We start from the raw sequence: 20,045 nt of genomic DNA, 5'->3' as shown, positions 1-20,045 counted from the left end.
GTATTACATTTCCCTGCTTTCTTTTATTGCCTGCTTTAAAACTGGACCTCTGCTGTTTTCCGGAAATGGTGCACCAAGAAGATGAGCGATGGTCGGTGCCAGAGAAACTAAGCTGTGCTTTTCTTCCACTGTTATACCTTTACGGATATGTGGTCCATGCATAATGAATGGAACAAAGCGTTCTCCTTCATCTAAGTGACCATGTCCGCCTATTCCGTCAGCTTGTCCGTGATCTGCACATATGATCAGTGTTGTATTCTCCATATGACCTTCTTTTTCAAGATAGTGGACAAAATCTTCGATGAGCTTGTCTGCTTCGTTAATCTTTTGAAGGTATTCATCATAGAAAACACCTCTGCTGTGACCGGTTTGATCCGTTGCGATCATCTGGACAATAAAGAGATCAGGATTATCTGATTCCATGATTTGCCTAGCTCGCTGCATGATAGAAGGATCTGCCACATCATTTTTCATTACTGCTGTTACCGTTTCAACATCACTGCCCATCGCGTCAACTAAATGTGCGATGCCAAGGAGCTTGCCTTTTTTACCAACCTTTCGCAAGGAATCAAAGATGCTTTCTACTTTAATTCCAAGACGCCAAACCATATTTGATGTGATCCCATGCTCCCGAGGATAAGTCCCTGTAAACATAGAAGAAAAACATACTACAGTTCTTGCAGGATAAACAGTTTCCATCTGTCTGTATTCTGTACCTTCTGCTTTTAACGCATTCAAAAATGGGGTATGAGCTTTTTCAAATCGGTCTTTTCTCATTCCATCCACTACGATTACAATCACTTTATCTGATTTAGCCTGAATCGCTTCCTTCTCAGTGAACTCTTCATATTCGGCAGGCTTCCAATCAAATAAATAACGGTGCAAGATCCATGCAAGCAAGCCGAAACCAGCTGTTACATAAAGGACTGGTGAGTATTGCGCAAGACTTAATCCGCCATCCTTTACCGTTTCAAAAAGGTAATGCCACACCAATAAAAGCATTAGTACTTTTGGCAGCTGTTCTTGGGCATTTCCACTTGTAGAATCACTATTCTTTAATACAAGTTTCCAAAAGCGAGTGAAGTTCAGCCATGTTGTTCCAATTCTCAAATGGTAATAAAGTGTTCCCCAAAAGAACACTGTAAAAAAGAAATAAATACCTGCAGCCAACAGCCATAATGATAATGGCGGAGTTTGCAATAACAGCAATGCGGCTATTAAAGGGATAAATAAATAATTTCTTAAAAAGAGCGGAAAATCATATAAAAAACAAAGAATAAATAATGGTATTGTCCCTGCCAGACTTAAGAAAAATGAAAACCAAAAAGAGGTTTCACTCCATTGCCCGATAAAGTACAACAAGAAAACACCCATTGTAAAAATCGGTGTAAAAGGTTTCCCTTCGTTTAACAGATTCCAGCAGCGTGCAGCAACTTTTTCAAATTTTGACGCTTTCTTCATGTTTGATTAACCTCTTTCTTTTGTTTCAGCGAAAGCCACAGTTCTTTAAAAGATATCGGTGCCCGTACTATCGTAAAAGCTCCCGCTAGATAAGAGAAAACAAATTTAAACAGATGGCTAATAATCGCAGCCTGCAAGGCTACAGCAGGTGTGATGCCAGCTGCAATCAGCGCTGATGACATCGTCGCTTCATATGTCCCTGCTCCTCCTGGTGTAAAATGAAATACCTGACCAGCGATCGTAATAGAATTTACCCATATACTTTCCCACACACCAGCCGTTTCAGAAAATGATAAAAGAGTGCCATAAACAACTGCAGCTTCAAGGATCCAGCTGAGTGAGATGACCAATAATATAACAATTGACCGGGCTGATAAAAGTATACAAAACAGATTTTTAGATATTCGATCTAGGAAAGGAATCTTCTTACGTAAAAGATATAGTAAAAGAATTCCTGTAAAGATAATGACCACAAATACATAAAAATAGTCCGGGGCTAGAGAAATACCTATAAATGATCCAAACCCTATGGCAGCTGCCCCTAGTACAATAAGATCAAAGATTCTCATAACAACAACTGACTCCATAATCTCAGTTTTTCCGGTATCGGTCTTAATGCTGCTTAAATACCCAATTCGCATAAGATCTCCAGCTTTTACAGGCAAGAGATGATTTACTAAAAGACTATAAAACAGGCCATAAAGGTAATGCCGAAAATTAATATTTTTTGATAAATACATCTGCCAGCCTAGTGCTCTCAGGAAAAATGCAGACAGATATCCAAAAAACATAAATAGCAATAAAAAAGGAGAACGTATTAGATTTGTTAATCCCTCAAGAAAGAGACTGTAGCTAAAATACCGTATCGAAAGCCAGACAAAGAGAGCAATAAGACTGACAGCAGCAGCAATTCTTATCGTTTTAAAACCTTTCATAGGTTTTAGCCCATTCAATTGTTCGTTCAATGCCTTCTGATATAGAGATTGATGGCTCAAAATTCAAATCTTTTTCAGCCTTATTAATATCAGCCCAAGTTGATTGTACATCTCCTAAACGATGCGGAAGCTCAATTGTTTCGAGCTGCGGAATAAACAAGCGGAATGTTTCAATGAGCTGTTCTATTGAAACTGGCTTTCCGCTTCCAAGGTTAAAAACTTGGCTCTCTTTCGGGCGTTTCATAACGGATAGAATTCCGGTGATTATGTCATCAATATATGTGTAATCACGAGCTGTCCCTTTAGAAAAAACAGAAACCGGCTCACCTTTTAACATCTTTTTCACAAACAGCGGGATCGCCATATCAGGTCTTCCCCATGGACCATATACGGTAAAAAAGCGCAGTATACTTAAATCGAAGCCGTACAAATGACGATAGGCATGGCAGAATGATTCAGCCGACCATTTGGAAGCTGCATACGGAGAAACAACTTGACCGTTCGCATCACTTTCTTTTAATGGACGGTGACCTTGGTTTCCATACACAGAGGAAGAAGAAGCAAATATAACATGCTTAACCTTGGTCCGTCCTGATGCGTTCAAAATGTTCACTGTTGCCTTTATATCCAAGTCTATGTATTCATGAGGATTTTGTATCGATTTAGGTACTCCAGGAATCGCTGCTAAATGAATAACCGTATCAAACTTTTTATTTTCAAAAAGCTCCATGACGTTTTTTTCGTTAAGCAGATCTAGTTCAATAAATTCAAATCCGGCACCAGCCATCTCTAGCTGATCCAATTTTCTTTCACGGCTGTAATACCCATGAAAGGAATCAATAGCCGTAATAGTAAAGTTTTTGTACAAGTTTAGGGAACGAAGCAAATGGCTCCCAATAAAGCCTGCCCCACCTGTTACCAGTATGTTCACGCTGGTCATCCTCCCCTGAAACTTTTTAATGATAATGATTTTCATTACCGATAGTATTATATCGATAATCAAATTAGGCGTCAACAGCTCCCATAGAAAAAAGCCCGGAATACCGGGCTTTGGCGTTGCTTACTTATGTTTGTTTAAAAGCTCAACTAATGCTTCTTTTGGCTGGAAGCCTACAACTTGATCAACGACTTGGCCGTCTTTGAATACTAGAAGTGTAGGAATACTCATTACACCGTATTTTCCAGCTGTTTCTTGGTTTTCGTCTACATCAAGTTTAACAACTTTAACTTCTTCAAGCTCTTGATCAAGTTCTTCAAGTACGGGAGCGATCATTTTACAAGGTCCGCACCAAGGTGCCCAGAAATCAGCAAGTACTAAACCTTCATTTGTTTCTGTATTAAATGTTTGATCTGATGCATTTACAATAGCCATTTATTTGGCCCTCCTTTTAAATTAACAAAGTGTAAACACAGTATATCATCACAAATTACACAGTTGCTAATAGTTTGCTCAAGCTTATGGTACCCAAGTTTTAATTATGACAAACGTTAAATGGTTTTTGCCTCTTCTAAATGCATTTGACAATTAAACAATTCACAAGACCAGTTTTGATCCTGAAGTTTAAAGATAGAAAGAGACGTGTTATTCAATCCATACCACTTATCCGTTTTGTCCTGTAAAAGAGATTTATAAATCCTCACAAGGAGTGCGCCATGAGTCACGACGAGAACTTTCTGGTTTTCGTGCTTCTGGACAATTTCCTTTAATACTTCCTGCCAGCGTATATCAGCTAGCTCATTTGTTTCCCTTCCGAGCTCAAGCTTAATCCAATCTTCTCCCCAGCGTTCTATTCTTTCAGCTTCAGTAGTTCCTTCTGTTTCTCCAAATGAGATCTCGCGCAGCCTATCATCCGGCACAATGTCCAGTCCTGTTAATTCCTGAATCGCTTCTGCCGTTTTAAAAGCTCTTGATAATGGACTCGCATAGATCGCATCCCATTTTTCTGCACGCAGACGTTCCGCAAGTGCTCTAGCCTGCTTTATTCCCTGATCATTCAATGGAATATCCATACATCCTTGAGCTCTTCTTTCAATGTTCCAATCCGTTTCTCCATGGCGAATAAAGGCTATTGTCGTCACTAAAAACTCCCCCTCTTCAATACACATCAAAGTACATTCTTATCTTTATAAAAGGCTGTTTTCAAATAGATTGTTGTTTTTGAATCGTTTTTTAAAGACACTTCGGTGAAAAGTTGATTGGAGCGCAAGGTGCGAGACTCCTGCGGGATCAGCGGGACAGGTGAGATCACGGCAGGCTTATTAGCCTAGGGGGCTCACCGCACGCCCCGCGGAAAGCGAGCATCCTGGAGCGGAAATCAACCCTTTCAAATAGCAACAAAGCCCCATAAAAAAACGTCCAGCGAACCGGACGTTTTTGGGTATTCATTTTATACTAACACTTTTTTAAACTCTTCTGTTAACAAAGGCACTACTTCAAAGAGATCTCCAACAATTCCGTAGTCAGCTACTGAGAAAATGCTTGCTTCTGGATCTTTGTTGATGGCAACGATGACTTTTGAATTCGACATCCCTGCTAAATGCTGAATAGCACCAGAGATTCCACAAGCGATATACAAGTCAGGTGTTACAACTTTACCTGTTTGGCCGATTTGAAGTGAGTAATCGCAATAATCTGCATCACATGCTCCGCGGGAAGCCCCAACTGCTGCACCTAGTACGTCTGCAAGTTCTTGAAGAGGCTTGAATCCATCTTCAGATTTCACTCCGCGTCCGCCAGCAACGATAATCTTTGCTTCTGATAAATCAACACCTGTAGAAGCTTTGCGAACGACTTCTTTAACAATCGTTCTTAGATCCTTAATTTCAACGGATACAGATTTCACTTCTCCAGAACGTGATTCATCTTTCTCTAATGGAGCGATATTGTTTGGACGAATTGTAACAAAGATTAGTCCATCATTGATTAATTTCTTTTCGAATGCTTTTCCTGAATAAACAGGACGTGTAAACACTGTATTTTCACCAGCTTGTTCTAATCCAGTTACGTCTGAGATCAGACCGGATTCTAAACGTGCTGCAAGCCTTGGCGATAAATCTTTTCCGAGTGAAGTATGTCCGAAAACAATTGCTTCCGGTTTTTCTTCATCGATAATTTGTTTCAAAGCTTGATAGTAGCCATCTGTTGTGTAGTTTGCGAGCTTTTCGTTTTCTGCTGTCAGTACACGATCAGCCCCGTAATGAATTAATTCATTTGCAAGGGATTGTACAGAGTCTCCGCACAATACAGCAAATACTTCTCCTCCGCCTGAAATTTCTTTTGCTGCTGCAATTGCTTCAAATGATACATTACGCAATGCACCGTCACGAGCTTCTGCAAGTACTAAAACTTTTTTTGCCATGATGTCTCCCCCTTATATAACCTTTGCTTCGTTTCTTAACAGAGATACAAGTTCTTTTACTTGATCTGCTGTGTCACCAGATAAGATTTTTCCAGCTTCCTTTTTAGGAGGAAGATAAATTTCTACTGTTTTTGTTTTAGCTTCTACATCGTCTTCATCGATATCAAGATCATCCAGCTCTAAAGTTTCAAGCGGCTTTTTTTTGGCTTTCATAATCCCTGGAAGCGATGGGTAGCGCGGCTCATTCAATCCCTGCTGTGCTGTAACCAGCAACGGAAGGGTAGTTTCAATCTTTTCTAGATCTCCTTCTACGTCACGCTCAATATTTACTGTTGTACCATTAATTTCAATTTTAGTTATCGTTGTTACATGAGGAATATCAAGCAGTTCTGCTAAACGCGGACCCACTTGACCAGTTCCGTTATCAATCGCTACATTTCCGCCTAATATGATGTCATATTCTTTATCCTTAAAATATGCAGCTAAAACGGAAGAAGTTGTGAATTGGTCCTGGCTGTCTAAGTCTTCGTTTGAAATAAGTACCGCTTGATCGGCACCCATAGCTAATGCTGTACGAAGCTCTTTCTCAGAGTCTTCATCGCCCACAGTTACAACTGTAACTGTTCCGCCATGTGCATCTTTTAATGTGATCGCTTCTTCAATCGCATACTCGTCATAAGGATTGATGATGAATTCAGCACTGTCTTCGGAAATTTTATTATTTGAAACAGAGATCTTTTCTTCTGTATCAAAAGTACGTTTTAAAATAACATAAATATTCATTATTACCCCTCCTAAAATTATCGGTCCTGAAATACAGGCTTTCTTTTTTCTATGAATGCTTGGATCCCCTCTTGGCCATCATGGCTCTTAAAAGCTTTTCCAAACAGTTCCTGTTCTTTCTCTGCTCCCTTTTCATAGAGACCATGTTTAGCATAATTCAGTAATTCTAATGTGTATTTAATAGATACAGCACTTTTTTCTGAAAAGCTCTCTGCCATTTTGTAAGCCTTTTCAGAAAGTTCTTCAGCAGGACAAGAGTCATTCGCTAATCCAAAAGATACAGCTTCTTTTCCTGATATAGGCTGGCTGGATAAGAGCATCTCACATGCTTTTGGAACACCTACTAACTGAGGCAGCCTTTGAGTTCCTGCAAATCCTGGAATTAGACCTAGAGTCAGTTCAGGAAGACCAAGCTTTGCATCTTCTGCAACTAGTCTGATATGACAGCTCATCGCCAGTTCAAGACCGCCGCCGAGAGCTGCTCCGTGAATTGCAGCAATAACCGGTTTTGAAAATTGTTCAATACGGTTAAAAACGTCCTGGCCTTTCTTTCCAAGCATTGCAAAACCTTTTTCATCAGGGACTTCCGTGAATTCCTTAATATCTGCTCCTGCTGAGAAAAAGCGCCCTTCTCCAAGAATAACAACTGATTTTATTGAATTGTCATTTTCTATTTGATCCAATGCTCCGTCAATTTCTTCGATCACACCTGTTGAAAGGGCATTAGCAGGTGCTCGGTTAAGCTTTATAGCGGCTACTTTACCTTGCTTTTCAACTTGCAAATAATTCACTTTATCAATCCTCCTAGAACGATTTATTCTGGCTGTACAGATCTGACTGCCAGACCATTAACGAGCATTTGATGAACAGGACCGGAGAGAGCGGGGAGATCATATCGATGATCATTCATTACCCAGTTCGTAGCCGTTTCATCTATTGTCCCGAATATCATCTGTCGAGCAAGCCTGTAATCCATATCTCTTACAAACACACCTTCATTCATGCCATCTGTCAGTATGGAATCTATTAAGTTTAAATACCTCTTTAATACTTCCCCAATTTTGGCCCGAAGCTGTCTGTTTGTCTGGCGCAGCTCTAATTGCGTTACGATAGATAATTCGTAATCTGCAGTTAATTGCTTAAAGTGCATCTCGACGAGTGTTCTAAGTTTTTCAATCGCCGAATCATTGCTTTTGAGCTCATTTTCTGTTTTTTCGATAAAGGTCCCCATTTTCTCATTAAAAACAGAAACAAGCAGATCTTCTTTGTTCTTAAAATAAAGATAGATGGTGCCATCTGCGACACCTGCTTCTTTCGCTATCTTTGAAACCTGGGATTGATGGTAGCCGTGTTCTGCAATGACAATAACAGCAGCATCAATTATTTTTTCGTATTTTGGACCTTTTCGTTTCATAACTATCGCCTCATTTGTGTATAGCACAACCATATAAAAAATGAATGATTGTTCATTCATAATTGTAAAACAAATCTTTCTTTTCTGTCAATTTCATTATGTCATTTTTTTATCTATGTTGACAAGCAGGAAGTTTTTAAAAGCCTGTTTTCCACAAACTTTGTTGCTTTTGGTAGTAGTTGATTTCCGCTCCAGGTGCTCGCTTTCCGAAAGGTGTTCAAGCCAAAACAAAAACCGCACGATGGCGGTTTTTAATAGTGAATCAGTTGTTTTGTTTTGCTTTTTCCCGTTCTTCTTCAAGAAGGACTCTTCTCAGAATCTTTCCTACCATTGTTTTAGGCAGTTCATCTCTAAATTCATACAGTCTCGGCACTTTAAATGATGCGAGATGTTCCCGGCAATATTTATTAAGCTCTTCTTCTGTACACTCCGCTCCATCTTTCAGTACAACAAAAGCTTTTACGGTTTCCCCGCGATATTCATCAGGTACACCAACGACTACTGCTTCTTTTACACTTTCATGCTCGTATAAAACCTCTTCGACTTCACGAGGATAAATATTAAAGCCGCCCGCAATGATAAGGTCTTTTTTGCGATCAACAATGTAAAAGTAGCCTCTTTCATCCATGTAGCCCATATCACCCGTAATAAGCCAGTCGTCTCTAAATACAGAAGCTGTTTCTTCAGGCTGATTCCAGTACCCTTTCATGACTTGAGGACCTCTTACAGCCAGTTCGCCAATCTCACCTGGTTCTGCCCATTCACCAGTTTCGGCTGATATAATAGCTGCTTCAGTATTCGGCCAAGGAAGACCGATGCTTCCTTTTACCTGCTCTCCATAAATTAAATTTGCATGAGTTACTGGAGAAGCTTCGGTTAGGCCATACCCTTCAACTAATGAACCCGAAATTATAGCCTGAAACTTTTCCTGAACCTCCAGAGGCAAAGCTGCTGAACCGCTTATGCAAGCCTGGATCGAAGAAAGGTCATATTTCTTTAAATCAGGATGGTTCAGAAGTGCAATATACATGGTCGGAGCACCCGGAAACAGTGTTGGACGTTCTTTATGAATCGTCTTCAAAACTTGTGCCGGATCGAATCGCGGAAGGATAATCATCTGCGCCTTCGTAATGATTCCTAAATTCATCACACAAGTCATTCCATACACATGGAAAAACGGCAGAGCCCCAAGTATCTTTTCTTTTCCATCCCGATTCTTAAACATCCACGCGTTGCATTGTAAAGCATTGACGACCAGGTTTTTATGCGTAAGCATTACACCTTTTGCCGGCCCTGTTGTGCCGCCCGTATACTGCAATAAAGCCAGATCATTATCGGGCGAGATGCTGACTTCGGGCTTAATTGGTTTTGAACGCTTAAGCAGTTCTGTGAAAGAATGAACTTCATGATTATAAGAAATGTTGACGATAACCGTTGGGTTTTGTCTTTTTTGCACAAACGGGTAAAGCAGGTTTTTGGGAAATGGCAAATAGTCCTTGATACCCGTTATTATTACGTGCTCAACATTCGTATCATTCCTTACAGCAGATATTCTTCCAAAGAGCAGATCCAAACTGACGATTACCTTTGCTCCGCTGTCCGAAAGCTGATGGCGCAGCTCTCTTTCCGTATAAAGAGGATTCGTCTGGACAACTATCCCGCCTAAGAACAAAGTACCGTAATAAGCAATTACAGCCTGCGGACAGTTTGGCAGCATGATTGCTACTCGGTCGCCTTTTTTCACTCCTAATGCTGAAAGTGAATGTGCAAACCGCAAAGAGCTCTCATACAGTTCACCGAACGTTAAAGTCTTGCCTAAAAAATGAACAGCAGTATTGTCTTTTTTCTGTTCTGCTGCTTCTTCTAAATACGCGAATAAAGGTTTGCTGTCGTAATCAAGATGTCCCGGAATTTCACTTGGGTAACTGTTAAGCCACCTTCTTTCCACTTGCAACTCCTCCTTTAATTCACGCCTTCCTTCAAAAAATTTCTATATCTTTATTCCTATTATATTGAAAACGTATACAATTTTATATACTTTTTTAAAAATTAAAAATAATCGGTAAAATTCCAGTCAAAAAAATCCAGACCCCATATAGGAAGGCCTGGATTTTTAATCATGTGAAAAATAATAAATAAACAATACCTGCAGCAATAAATACGCCGCTCAGAACAAAAAGTACTTTAAATAACGTTTCCATATTTTATCCCTTCAACTATTCAATACCTTCACCAATAACAAACGACAGACCGACTGAGATAACCATCGAAATAAAACCTACTGCTCTGTTATCATTTTCAATTTCCTTATCGATCTGGAATTTTGGCGTTAAAAATTCATAAATAAAATAACCGATTAAAAGCAAAATGAATCCAAATATTCCCCACATGACCATCATTAGCAAAGAGTCGTTCTGGGAAATAGAATAACGAAAAATATTTGCAATTCCAAAAATCTTCCCGCCTGTTGCCATTGCAACTGAAAGATTTCCGTTTTTAATTTCAACCCAGTTCTTATAACGGGTCACAAGCTCGAATACAGCTAAAAACAGTACCAGACAAAGTACTACAACACTATAGTTTGCTGCTGTTTTCAAAAAAGCGTTTTCCATAAAATCCATCGGCAGTTCTCCTTTGAAGATGGCTTTTTTTATATAAGCTCATTTCGTATATAACTCAGAGCAGTTGAATATGCATTATACTCTGGATTATTTTAGCACAGCTACTGTTACTCCGCCTCCGCCTTCACCTGCGGCACCCATTCTTGTAGACTTTACATTACGATGAGATTTTAATAGCTCTTGTACGCCTTTACGCAGCGCTCCAGTACCTTTGCCATGAATGATATAAACTTGGTTAAAGCCTGCCATCATGGCTTCATCTAAATATCTGTCAACCTCAAGCATCGCGTCTTCATACCTTTTACCTCTTAAGTCCAGTTCTGGGCGTGAAGAATCATTTGAACCTGTTACCTTTACAAATGAACGCGGTTCAGGTTTTGGTTTAGATTCTTTTATCCATTCCAGATCACGTTCTGATACATTCATTTTTAAGATACCGATTTGCACTTGATACTCGCTGCTGCTGACTTTTTCAACGATGTGTCCTTTTTGACCGACACTTAACACTCTTACTTCATCACCAGGAACATATTCTTTCTTAGTGGATGCAGCTTTTGGTTTCTTATTCTTCGTCTTTGATTTTGGAACAGCTTCTTCCAATCTCTTTTTTGCTTCAATCAGTTTATGCTCTTTGATCTGTCCGCCTGATTTTTGAAGTTCACGAATTTCAACAATAATCTCTTCAGCTGTTTCCCGTGCTTTTTCAACAGCTCGTTCCGCTTCTTCTTTTGCCTTCTGATACAGCCGCTCTTTCTCATTTTGATAGAGCTCTAACTCGCGTTCAAGATCAGCTTTAATCGCTTCAGCTTCTTTTCTTTTAATCTCAGCTTCTTGCATCTCTTTTTCTGCTTGTTTGCGGTTATCTTCGAGAGATCGGATCATATTGTCTATTTTATTTTCGTCTTCACTGATCTGGGATCTAGCTGAATCGATAATATCTTGACGCAAACCGAGTCTTTTCGATATTTCGAAAGCATTGCTTCGTCCTGGAACACCGACTAACAGCCTGTATGTTGGACGCAATGTCTGTACATCAAACTCTACTGAGGCATTCATAACTCCTTCGCGGTTGTAAGCATAGGCTTTCAATTCACTGTAATGTGTTGTGGCTACAACGCGAGCTCCTCTTGCAAATACAAAATCCAGAATAGAAATCGCGAGTGCGGCACCTTCTTGCGGATCTGTTCCTGCGCCAAGTTCGTCAAACAGGACAAGAGATTCATAATCCAGCTTGTTTAAGATATCAACAATGTTTACCATGTGGGATGAAAATGTACTCAAAGACTGTTCAATAGACTGCTCATCGCCGATATCTGCAAAAATAGTTTTAAAGACAGCCATCTCAGATTCTTCCTGTGCTGGTATCTGCAATCCGCATTGGGCCATTAATGTAAGAAGACCAATCGTTTTTAAAGTAACGGTCTTCCCTCCTGTATTTGGACCTGTGATAACAAGAGATTGATACTCTCCTCCCAGCTTCACACTCGTTGGAACCACTGTATCCTGATCCAGCAGCGGATGTCTGCCGTTATAGAGAGAAATGAAGCCTTTGTCATTCATAATCGGTCTAGTACATTTTAGTTCATTTGCAAATCGCGCTTTTGCTAATATAAAGTCAACCTCTGCTAAAACATCCACGTTCAGGAGAATATCATCAGCTGTTTCAGCAACTTGTGCAGTGAGTTCTCTTAATATCTTCTCTATTTCACGTGTTTCTTTCGCTTTTGTTTCTTTCACCTGATTATTTATGGTAACGACTGATTGCGGTTCAATGAATAGCGTAGCACCGCTGGCAGACTGGTCATGCACCATACCGCCAAAGTTCCCTCTGTACTCTTGCTTAACAGGAATAACAAATCTATCATTACGAATCGTTATGATAGAATCAGACAGCATCTTTTGATAGCTTGAAGATCTGACGATCGATTCTAGCTTTTCTCTGACTCTAGCTTCGAAAGTACGGAGCTGCTGGCGAATTGTTCTTAGCTCTGAACTCGCACTATCCATCATATTTCCGTGGTCATCTATGCAATTTTTTATAGACTGCTCAACTTCCTGCAAAGGAATGATCTGTTCAGCAGCATTTTTCAAGATATGAAGCTCGATGCCATCTTCCACTAAACCCTCTATAAAACGTTTAAATCTTCTGCCGCCATAAAGAGTTGACGCAATATCCATCAAATCTTCCTCGTTTAAAAGACTCCCGATTTTCGATCGTTTTATGTTTGAACGAATATCAAATATACCGCCAAAAGGAACCTGCCCTCTTAGACGGAGTACCTTTACACCTTCATCTGTCGCTTCTTGTGCGGCGTTCACTTCTTCAAGTTCTGTTAAAGGGGCAAGTGCTTCAATCTTATTTATTCCTAATGAACAGCTTGCATGCTTCTTTAATCTTTCAATTACTTTTTTCAATTCTAAAACTCGCAACATTTTTTCTTGCATGTTAAACTTCCTCCTGCTCCGAGGATATAGAGCTATTTTTTACGGTTTAAATAGGTTTCAAATTCTTTTAAAGTCATAGTATTTATAACAGAACTTTTTTTAATAAAACCTTTTCGTGCTACCGCAGCCCCAATCTCCATATGTTTCATCGTTTCTTTGTAATGCGCATCCGTATTAATAGCAATCTTCACACCGAGCTCCTGTGCTTTCCTTAGCCAGTCTGGCGATAGATCCAGTCTGTTTGGATTAGCATTTAACTCAATTGCGGTATCTGTTTCATACGCGAGCTGAAGCAGCATATCCACATCAACATCGTAGCCTGTTCTTCGGCCGATCAGTCTCCCAGTCGGATGAGCAATTAAATCTACCTTTTTATGATCAAGCGCCGTTTTTAAACGTTTCATAATCTTACTCTGATCTTGTGAAAAAGCAGAATGGATACTCGCAATAACAAAATCCATCTCATCGAGAAGATCATCATCATAGTCTAGTGTACCATCCGGTAATATATCCATTTCAATACCAGCAAATATTTTGAAGTCCTTATATTTTTCGTTCAGCTTATCAATCTCTTTCCGCTGCATGCGGATCCTCTCTGGAGTGAGTCCGTTTGCAACTCGAAGATATTGTGAATGATCTGTAATAGCCATGAACTCATATCCACGGATCCTTGCTTCTTCAGCCATTTCCTCTATAGAGAATGCGCCGTCACTCCAAGTAGAATGCAGATGCAGATCACCTTTAATATCCGATAATTGAACAAACTCATAATCTTCCATCAGAAGTTCGATTTCTTCCCCATTTTCTCTCGCTTCTGGCGGTATCCAATTCAACCCGAAGTGCGCGTAAAATTCTTCTTCGGTTTTAAACGTTCGAACTTCACCTGTCTCTATATTTTCAACACCGTATTCGCTAATCTTTTCTCCTCTGGTCTTAGCAAGCTGCCTCATTTTAACGTTATGTTCCATTGAGCCTGTAAAATGATGCAGTGTCGTTGCGAATTGATCGGGTTCAACAATTCTAAAATCTACTGAAACAGCCACTTTCTCTCCTAAAACGAGTGAAACCTTCGTTTCACCGCTTGCAATGACATCCGTAACTCCCTGCAAGTTTAGGAGCTGTTCTTTCACTTTACCAGGATTTTTTGAAGAGATAATAAAATCAAGATCTTTTATCGTTTCCCTGTACCGTCTTAGACTACCAGCTCTCGAATATTTTACGATATGTTCCATCGATTCCAGCTGGGTCTCAATACTTTCAGCTATGGGAAGCATATAAGCGATTGGCAGTCTTTCCGGTCTTTTTCCAATATCGTCTAAAGAAGCAAGAATTTTCTCTTCTGTCTTAGCTCCAAATCCGGCAAGTTCTCTTACTTTACCAGCCGTACAAGCTTCTTTTAATGTTTCGATATTTGTTACGCCCAGCTCTGAGTAAAGTTTCGCAATCTTTTTTCCGCCCAAATTAGGCACTTGTAATAATGTAATAAGTTCAGAGGGTACTTTTTCCTGAAGTTCAATAAGAAGTTCAGATTCACCTTTATCCATGATTTCGATAATAACCGTGGCTGTTCCTTTGCCAATGCCTTTTATTTTCGAAACATCTTCTATTTGATCCATCGTTCGCTCATCACCTTCAAGAGCATTTGCTGCTTTTCGGTAAGCGGAAACTTTAAAAGAATTTTCTCCTAGAATTTCGAGATAAAGAGCAATTTGTTCTAACGCACGTACGATTTCTTTCTTATTAGCCATAATGTACTCCCTTTCTATCAATCTCGATGTTTCGCCAACTTTGTAGCTCTTGGAAGTAGTTGATTTCCGTTACAGGATGCTCGCTTTCCGCGGGGCGTGCGGTAAGCCCCCTAGGCTAATCTAGCCTGCCGGGGTCTCACCTGTCCCGCTGGTCCCGCAGGACAAGGAAGGCTTCGACAGCGTTACATCGCACGAAGAAAATGTGATTTTTATTTTCGAGGAGTCTCGCACCTTGCACTCCAATCAACTTACAATGAAGAGAACAAACAAAATAAGCTGAAAGTAATAGCCTTTTAGATTAGAGCTTTAATAAAAAAACTTCTCCAAGGAGGGAGAAGTTCTACGCCATATGTTTCATCCACATTTCCTTAACTGACTCAGAAAATACGGGGGTGTTTTTGACCATTCCCTGTGCAATCCATGAATTATCATAATGCGCCTGAAATGATTCGATAGGCACTAATGTTGCGATATACAGTAAAATAAATACGATCAGATAAACTTCTACAAAGCCTAGCAGTCCGCCAAGCCATCTGTTTGCAGTATGCAGAATCGGCAAATGTGCAAGAAAATCCAGCATTGAGCCTAATATCTGAAGAATGATTTTTGTTGCAAAGAACAAAATGGCAAAAGCGATCGCATTGTAATAGGCCTGCTCCAGTGAGATGCTATTAAGTAATAAAGAGACAGAACCCTCATTTGAAGAAGGATACGGAATCCATAGCTCAAGCTTTGGAGCCAGATCATCATAATACAGATAAGCAACGATATAAGCTGCGATAAATCCGATCAAGTGCACGAGCTGCATAATAAACCCGCGTTTTAATCCGATCAAAAAGCCACCCAATAATACAATAAACAGAATTAAATCCAGCATGTTAACTTTCCTCTTTTCCAATTCTTTGTTGCAATTTTTTCAGCTCTTCTTTAATCTTTAAATATTCACTCATTGTATTTACCGCTGTCAGTACAGCGAGTTGTTTCGAATCAAGAAACCGGTTATGAGACTGAATTTCTCTCATTTTCAAATCTACTTTATCAGCTACTAAATGAATGTGGCTGGAAGGTTCGGTCCCTGCAATTACATAGCGCTGTCCATAGATCTCGACCGTCGTACGGTTTTTATTTTTGTCTTCCGCCACGAAAAAACCTCCTTGTCATAAAAAGGATCGATCATTAGATGAATACTCTAATCTACATCTTATCAAATATCTTACATAGTTGAAAATATTTCTGTTCATTTCTAGAGAAATTTTGATATATTTGGAAATCCAATAACTTTAGGGGGCATTTATTATGGCTCATGTTGTAAAAAAAATGACGAATACCGAAATCTTAGCAATGAAAAAAGATCTGGCTCATGCCGTTCAGGATAAAACTCCGCCTGGTGCAGTCTTCTCTGCAAAACTTCCAGATTGTACAGTAACAGCTTACAATTCTGGGAAAGTACTGTTTCAAGGTAAAGGAGCAGAAGAAGCATCTCAAAAATTTTCAGGTCAAGTCTCACCATCTAAAGTAAAAAGCAAAACATCCAAACCTCCGCATTGTTATGCACCGCCTCAAAATGCTGCAGAATTATCGATGATCGGAAGCGATGAGGTTGGTACAGGTGATTATTTTGGACCAATGACAGTTGCAGCAGCTTATGTATCACGCGATCAGCTTGAACTGGTAAGGGAACTTGGCGTTAAAGATTCCAAGCATTTAAACGATAAGCAGATTGTTCAGATTGCGAAAGAACTTATTCATACAGTTCCCTATTCTCTCCTTGTACTTAATAACGAAAAATACAATGAGCTACAGCAAAAAGGAATGACTCAGGGGAAAATAAAAGCGATCCTGCATAACCGCGCTCTTCAAAATGTTAAAGCTAAAATAGAAGGAGAAGAGATCGATGGAATATTAGTAGATCAGTTTTGCGAACCCGGTGTGTATTTTAACTACTTAACGAAAGAGAAAAACCTTTTAAAAGAAGGCATCTATTTTGCTACAAAAGGTGAATCTATTCATCTTGCAGTGGCTGCAGCCTCTATTTTAGCAAGATACAGCTTTTTAAAGGAAATGGATAAACTCGGAGCACGATTTAACACAATAATTCCAAAAGGTGCCGGGCACCATGTTGATGTGAAAGCGGCTGAACTAGCAGAAAAGTTTGGGGAATCCGTTTTTGATACAGCAACAAAAAAACATTTTGCAAACACTCAAAAGGCGTTGAATCTGTTGAATAAAAAGCGATCATAATCTGCATTTTAGGCCGAAACACTAGTTTGAGGCGTAATCCGTTATGGCATGGGGCTGTGATGCTTGAAAATATGCGTCTGGGGCCGGTCGTGTAGGGATATTGGGTGAAACTCGGCGGTGTTCGGGTGAAACCAGGTCGCATTGGGGTGAAACGTGTACTTGTTTGGGTGTAAGTCCAAAATACTGGGCGAACATGTAATAAATAAAAGAACATGTACCGTAAAAGCTTAAAATGAATACTAAATCAAATAAAAACTGGCTTGCATGGAAGCAAGCCAGTTTCTTTTAACTTTTAAGCTCTTATCTATGATTGATGCTCTCGGTCATTTATTTACTTCACTGATAAGTTGATTGGAGTGCAAGGTGCGAGACTCCGGCGGGATCAGCGTGCCTACTACCTGAGTATTCTTCTTGCAAGGCATGCGACGAGGAAGCTTTCTTCGACAGGATTTTCAAGTAGACGCAGGAGCACATAAACTCCTTTGAATGAGACTCCTAATGGTGCAAAGCGCCAAGGAGGCTCACCGCACGCCCCGCGTAAAGCGAGCATCCTGAAACGGTAATCAACAACTTTCAAAAGCAACAAAGAAAACAGCCTACCTTTATTTTCTTAACTGCGCTCCAAAGTGTTCTTCTAAACTTTTTAAAACGCGATTATGTGCTGTTACAACTTCTTCGTCAGTCAGTGTACGTTCTGGATCAAAATATTTTAAAGAGAAAGCAAGTGATTTCTTTCCTTCTTCCATCTTCTCTCCTTGATAGAGATCAAAAAGATTTACTTCTTTCAGCAGCTCACCGCCAGCAGCTTGAATCACTGTGAACAGATCGCCTGCAGGCAAGTCTTGATCAACGACTAAAGCAATGTCACGAGTGATTGAAGGATAACGCGGCAATGTCTGATATACCATTTGCTCTGTTTCTGCTTCGATCAAACTCGTTGCGTTCAGCTCGAACACGTAAGTGTCTTTTAAATCCAACCCTTTTTGAAGTGCTGGGTGAAGCTGACCTACAAGCCCAACTGGAATACCATCCAGTTTTACAACCGCAGTTCTTCCAGGGTGCATGTTTTCAATTTCGGCAGACTCATACGTAATGCGTTCAGAAAGATTCAATTCGCTCATTAGACCTTCTAAGATCCCTTTTAACACATAGAAATCTACTGTTTTTCTTTCGCCTTGCCACAAGTGTTCGTTGAATACGCCTGTTACAGCTCCTGAAACAAATACGTATTCTTCAGGAAGATCGTTTAAAACTTCCTGGCGATTAATGAAAACTGATCCCATTTCATAAACTGCCAAGTCTTCCATAGAGCGATTCTGGTTATAATGAAGCACTTCCAGAAGCTGAGGCAATAAACTCATACGCAAAGTACTGCGCTCTTCACTCATAGGATGAGCAACTGATATTGGGTAAACAGCATCTTCAGTGTATGAGAAATGCGTAGATTTTTCTGGTGTTGTCAATGCATAAGTTACTGCTTGATAAAGACCGGCACCTTCCAAATATTTACGAATCTCACGGCGCTTAGCCTGACTTGCTGTTAAACCTCCAGGACGAGCCTCTGATAAAAGGTACGTCGTAGGGATGCGATCGTATCCATAAATCCGCCCAACTTCTTCAATTAAATCAGCCTCGATTGTAATATCAGGTCTTCTAGTAGGAACAACAACTTCAAATACACCGTCTGATTCTTTGTACGAAAAACCTAAACGATCAAAAATAACAGAAGTTTGTTCAGCTGTGATAGTCGTTCCAAGCAGATTATTCATTCTGGAAACATCCATTTTTACAGAATACGTATTCACTTCGCGTTTTCCACCTTCTACGATTCCATCTGCTACTTTACCGCCAGCTAATTCAGCCATTAACCCTGCCGCTCTTTTCGCTGCTGCATAAACACGGTTGCGGTCGATTCCTTTTTCATATCTTGAACTTGCTTCACTTCGCAAGCCTAGATCTTTTGAAGCTGCTCTCACACGGCTTGAAGCGAAATATGCTGCTTCTAGGAGCACGTTCGTTGTATCATTTTGCACTTCACTAGTTGCTCCACCCATAACACCCGCAACTGCAATCGGCTCTTTGCCATTTGTAATCACTAAGTGAGTATCTTTTAATGAGCGGTCCTGATCATCGAGTGTCTGAATTTGTTCACCTTCTGCAGCACGCCGAACTACAATATCCTTTGAACCCAGACGGTTGTAGTCAAATGCGTGGAGCGGCTGGCCATATTCAAGTAGAACATAGTTTGTAATATCAACAATATTATTGATCGGGCGAATTCCTGAAGCCATTAAACGATTCTGCATCCATAATGGAGATGGTCCAATTTTAACATCACGAATGATCATCGCCCCATAATAAGGATTGTCTTCTAAAGATTCAATGCTGACAGAGATAAAATCTTCAGCTTTTTCTTCGGAAGCCGTGATCGATGTATCTGGAAGTTTAACGTCTTGCTCTAAAATAGCGGCTACTTCATAAGCAACACCTAACACGTTAAGACAATCTGCGCGGTTTGGCGTAAGACCAAGCTCCAGCACATGGTCATTCAAGTTTAAATATTCCAATGCATCGCTCCCGGGCTCTGCATCAGAAGGCATCACAAAAATTCCTGAAGAATACTCTTTTGGAACAAGCTTTGTGTCAACTCCAAGCTCCTGCAGGGAACAGATCATTCCAAGGGATTCTTCACCGCGAAGCTTTGCTTTTTTAATTTTGAAGTTCCCAGGCAGCACTGCTCCAGGAACTGCTACTGCTACCTTTTGTCCTTGAGCAACATTCGGTGCACCGCAAACGATCTGAGAAACTTCCCCTTGTCCGATATCAACTTTACAGACTCTCAGCTTATCAGCGTTTGGATGTTGTATACACTCTTGTACATACCCGACAACAACTCCGCTGATCCCTTTATTCAAGGATTCAACCATTTCAACTTCGATACCGCTCTTCGTTATTTTATCCGCTAGTTCAGACGGACTGATTTCTACATTTACATACTCTTTTAGCCAGTTATAAGAAATTAGCATCAAATTTCCCCT

General features: G+C 40.1%; 17 protein-coding genes. 1 reads left to right on the top strand and 16 read right to left on the bottom strand.

What is annotated here, in order from left to right; genetic code table 11:
• Window positions 1-3: 3 nt before the first annotated feature.
• From ACFW35_RS06055 to zapA, 15 genes are all read right to left on the bottom strand, one after another.
• Complete coding sequence (locus ACFW35_RS06055; protein WP_379844461.1) at window positions 4-1,461, bottom strand: alkaline phosphatase family protein; 1,458 nt, start codon at window positions 1,459-1,461, stop codon at window positions 4-6.
• Window positions 1,458-2,396, bottom strand: a complete 939-nt coding sequence (locus tag ACFW35_RS06050) for a lysylphosphatidylglycerol synthase transmembrane domain-containing protein (protein WP_379844460.1) — start codon at window positions 2,394-2,396, stop codon at window positions 1,458-1,460. The genes ACFW35_RS06055 and ACFW35_RS06050 overlap by 4 nt, the downstream gene beginning before the upstream one ends.
• Window positions 2,383-3,336: an NAD-dependent epimerase/dehydratase family protein gene (locus tag ACFW35_RS06045; protein WP_379844458.1), complete on the bottom strand. Its 954-nt coding sequence runs from the start codon at window positions 3,334-3,336 to the stop codon at window positions 2,383-2,385. The genes ACFW35_RS06050 and ACFW35_RS06045 overlap by 14 nt, the downstream gene beginning before the upstream one ends.
• Before the next feature lie 120 nt (window positions 3,337-3,456).
• On the bottom strand, window positions 3,457-3,768 hold the full coding sequence (gene trxA, locus ACFW35_RS06040) for a thioredoxin (protein ID WP_077359253.1): 312 nt from the start codon (window positions 3,766-3,768) through the stop codon (window positions 3,457-3,459).
• A 116-nt stretch (window positions 3,769-3,884) separates the two neighbouring features.
• Complete coding sequence (locus ACFW35_RS06035) at window positions 3,885-4,475, bottom strand: histidine phosphatase family protein (RefSeq protein ID WP_379844456.1); 591 nt, start codon at window positions 4,473-4,475, stop codon at window positions 3,885-3,887.
• A 308-nt stretch (window positions 4,476-4,783) separates the two neighbouring features.
• On the bottom strand, window positions 4,784-5,755 hold the full coding sequence (locus tag ACFW35_RS06030; RefSeq protein WP_379844454.1) for an electron transfer flavoprotein subunit alpha/FixB family protein: 972 nt from the start codon (window positions 5,753-5,755) through the stop codon (window positions 4,784-4,786).
• A 12-nt stretch (window positions 5,756-5,767) separates the two neighbouring features.
• Complete coding sequence (locus tag ACFW35_RS06025) at window positions 5,768-6,538, bottom strand: electron transfer flavoprotein subunit beta/FixA family protein (RefSeq protein ID WP_379844452.1); 771 nt, start codon at window positions 6,536-6,538, stop codon at window positions 5,768-5,770.
• A 17-nt stretch (window positions 6,539-6,555) separates the two neighbouring features.
• Entirely contained in the window at window positions 6,556-7,329 is a 774-nt protein-coding gene (locus ACFW35_RS06020) for an enoyl-CoA hydratase (RefSeq protein WP_379844450.1), read from the bottom strand.
• Window positions 7,330-7,352: 23 nt separating this feature from the next.
• Complete coding sequence (locus tag ACFW35_RS06015; RefSeq protein ID WP_379844449.1) at window positions 7,353-7,952, bottom strand: TetR/AcrR family transcriptional regulator; 600 nt, start codon at window positions 7,950-7,952, stop codon at window positions 7,353-7,355.
• A gap of 262 nt (window positions 7,953-8,214) precedes the next feature.
• Window positions 8,215-9,900, bottom strand: a complete 1,686-nt coding sequence (locus ACFW35_RS06010; RefSeq protein ID WP_379844447.1) for a long-chain-fatty-acid--CoA ligase — start codon at window positions 9,898-9,900, stop codon at window positions 8,215-8,217.
• A gap of 268 nt (window positions 9,901-10,168) precedes the next feature.
• Window positions 10,169-10,573, bottom strand: a complete 405-nt coding sequence (locus ACFW35_RS06005) for a DUF350 domain-containing protein (RefSeq protein ID WP_379844446.1) — start codon at window positions 10,571-10,573, stop codon at window positions 10,169-10,171.
• 87 nt (window positions 10,574-10,660) lie between these two features.
• Complete coding sequence (locus ACFW35_RS06000; RefSeq protein WP_379844444.1) at window positions 10,661-13,018, bottom strand: endonuclease MutS2; 2,358 nt, start codon at window positions 13,016-13,018, stop codon at window positions 10,661-10,663.
• Window positions 13,019-13,050: 32 nt separating this feature from the next.
• The gene (gene polX, locus ACFW35_RS05995; protein ID WP_379847402.1) at window positions 13,051-14,769 is read right to left on the bottom strand and encodes a DNA polymerase/3'-5' exonuclease PolX; all 1,719 of its coding nucleotides are present in this window, start codon (window positions 14,767-14,769) and stop codon (window positions 13,051-13,053) included.
• A 337-nt stretch (window positions 14,770-15,106) separates the two neighbouring features.
• Window positions 15,107-15,643 carry a CvpA family protein gene (locus ACFW35_RS05990; RefSeq protein ID WP_379844443.1) on the bottom strand — a complete coding sequence of 179 codons (537 nt, stop codon included), beginning with the start codon at window positions 15,641-15,643 and terminating at the stop codon, window positions 15,107-15,109.
• A gap of 1 nt (window position 15,644) precedes the next feature.
• Window positions 15,645-15,908: a cell division protein ZapA gene (gene zapA / locus ACFW35_RS05985; RefSeq protein ID WP_066291524.1), complete on the bottom strand. Its 264-nt coding sequence runs from the start codon at window positions 15,906-15,908 to the stop codon at window positions 15,645-15,647.
• Between the two features lie 154 nt (window positions 15,909-16,062).
• On the opposite strand from zapA, the gene rnhC reads away from it, so the two are divergent.
• Entirely contained in the window at window positions 16,063-17,007 is a 945-nt protein-coding gene (rnhC, locus tag ACFW35_RS05980; RefSeq protein WP_379844441.1) for a ribonuclease HIII, read from the top strand.
• 602 nt (window positions 17,008-17,609) lie between these two features.
• Here rnhC and pheT read toward each other — a convergent pair.
• Window positions 17,610-20,033 carry a phenylalanine--tRNA ligase subunit beta gene (gene pheT, locus ACFW35_RS05975; RefSeq protein ID WP_379844439.1) on the bottom strand — a complete coding sequence of 808 codons (2,424 nt, stop codon included), beginning with the start codon at window positions 20,031-20,033 and terminating at the stop codon, window positions 17,610-17,612.
• Window positions 20,034-20,045: the final 12 nt, after the last annotated feature.

It is taken from the genome of Fictibacillus sp. NPDC058756 (assembly GCF_042746035.1).
Taxonomy (GTDB): domain Bacteria; phylum Bacillota; class Bacilli; order Bacillales; family Fictibacillaceae; genus Fictibacillus.
This window is presented reverse-complemented; position numbering and strand designations above follow the sequence as displayed.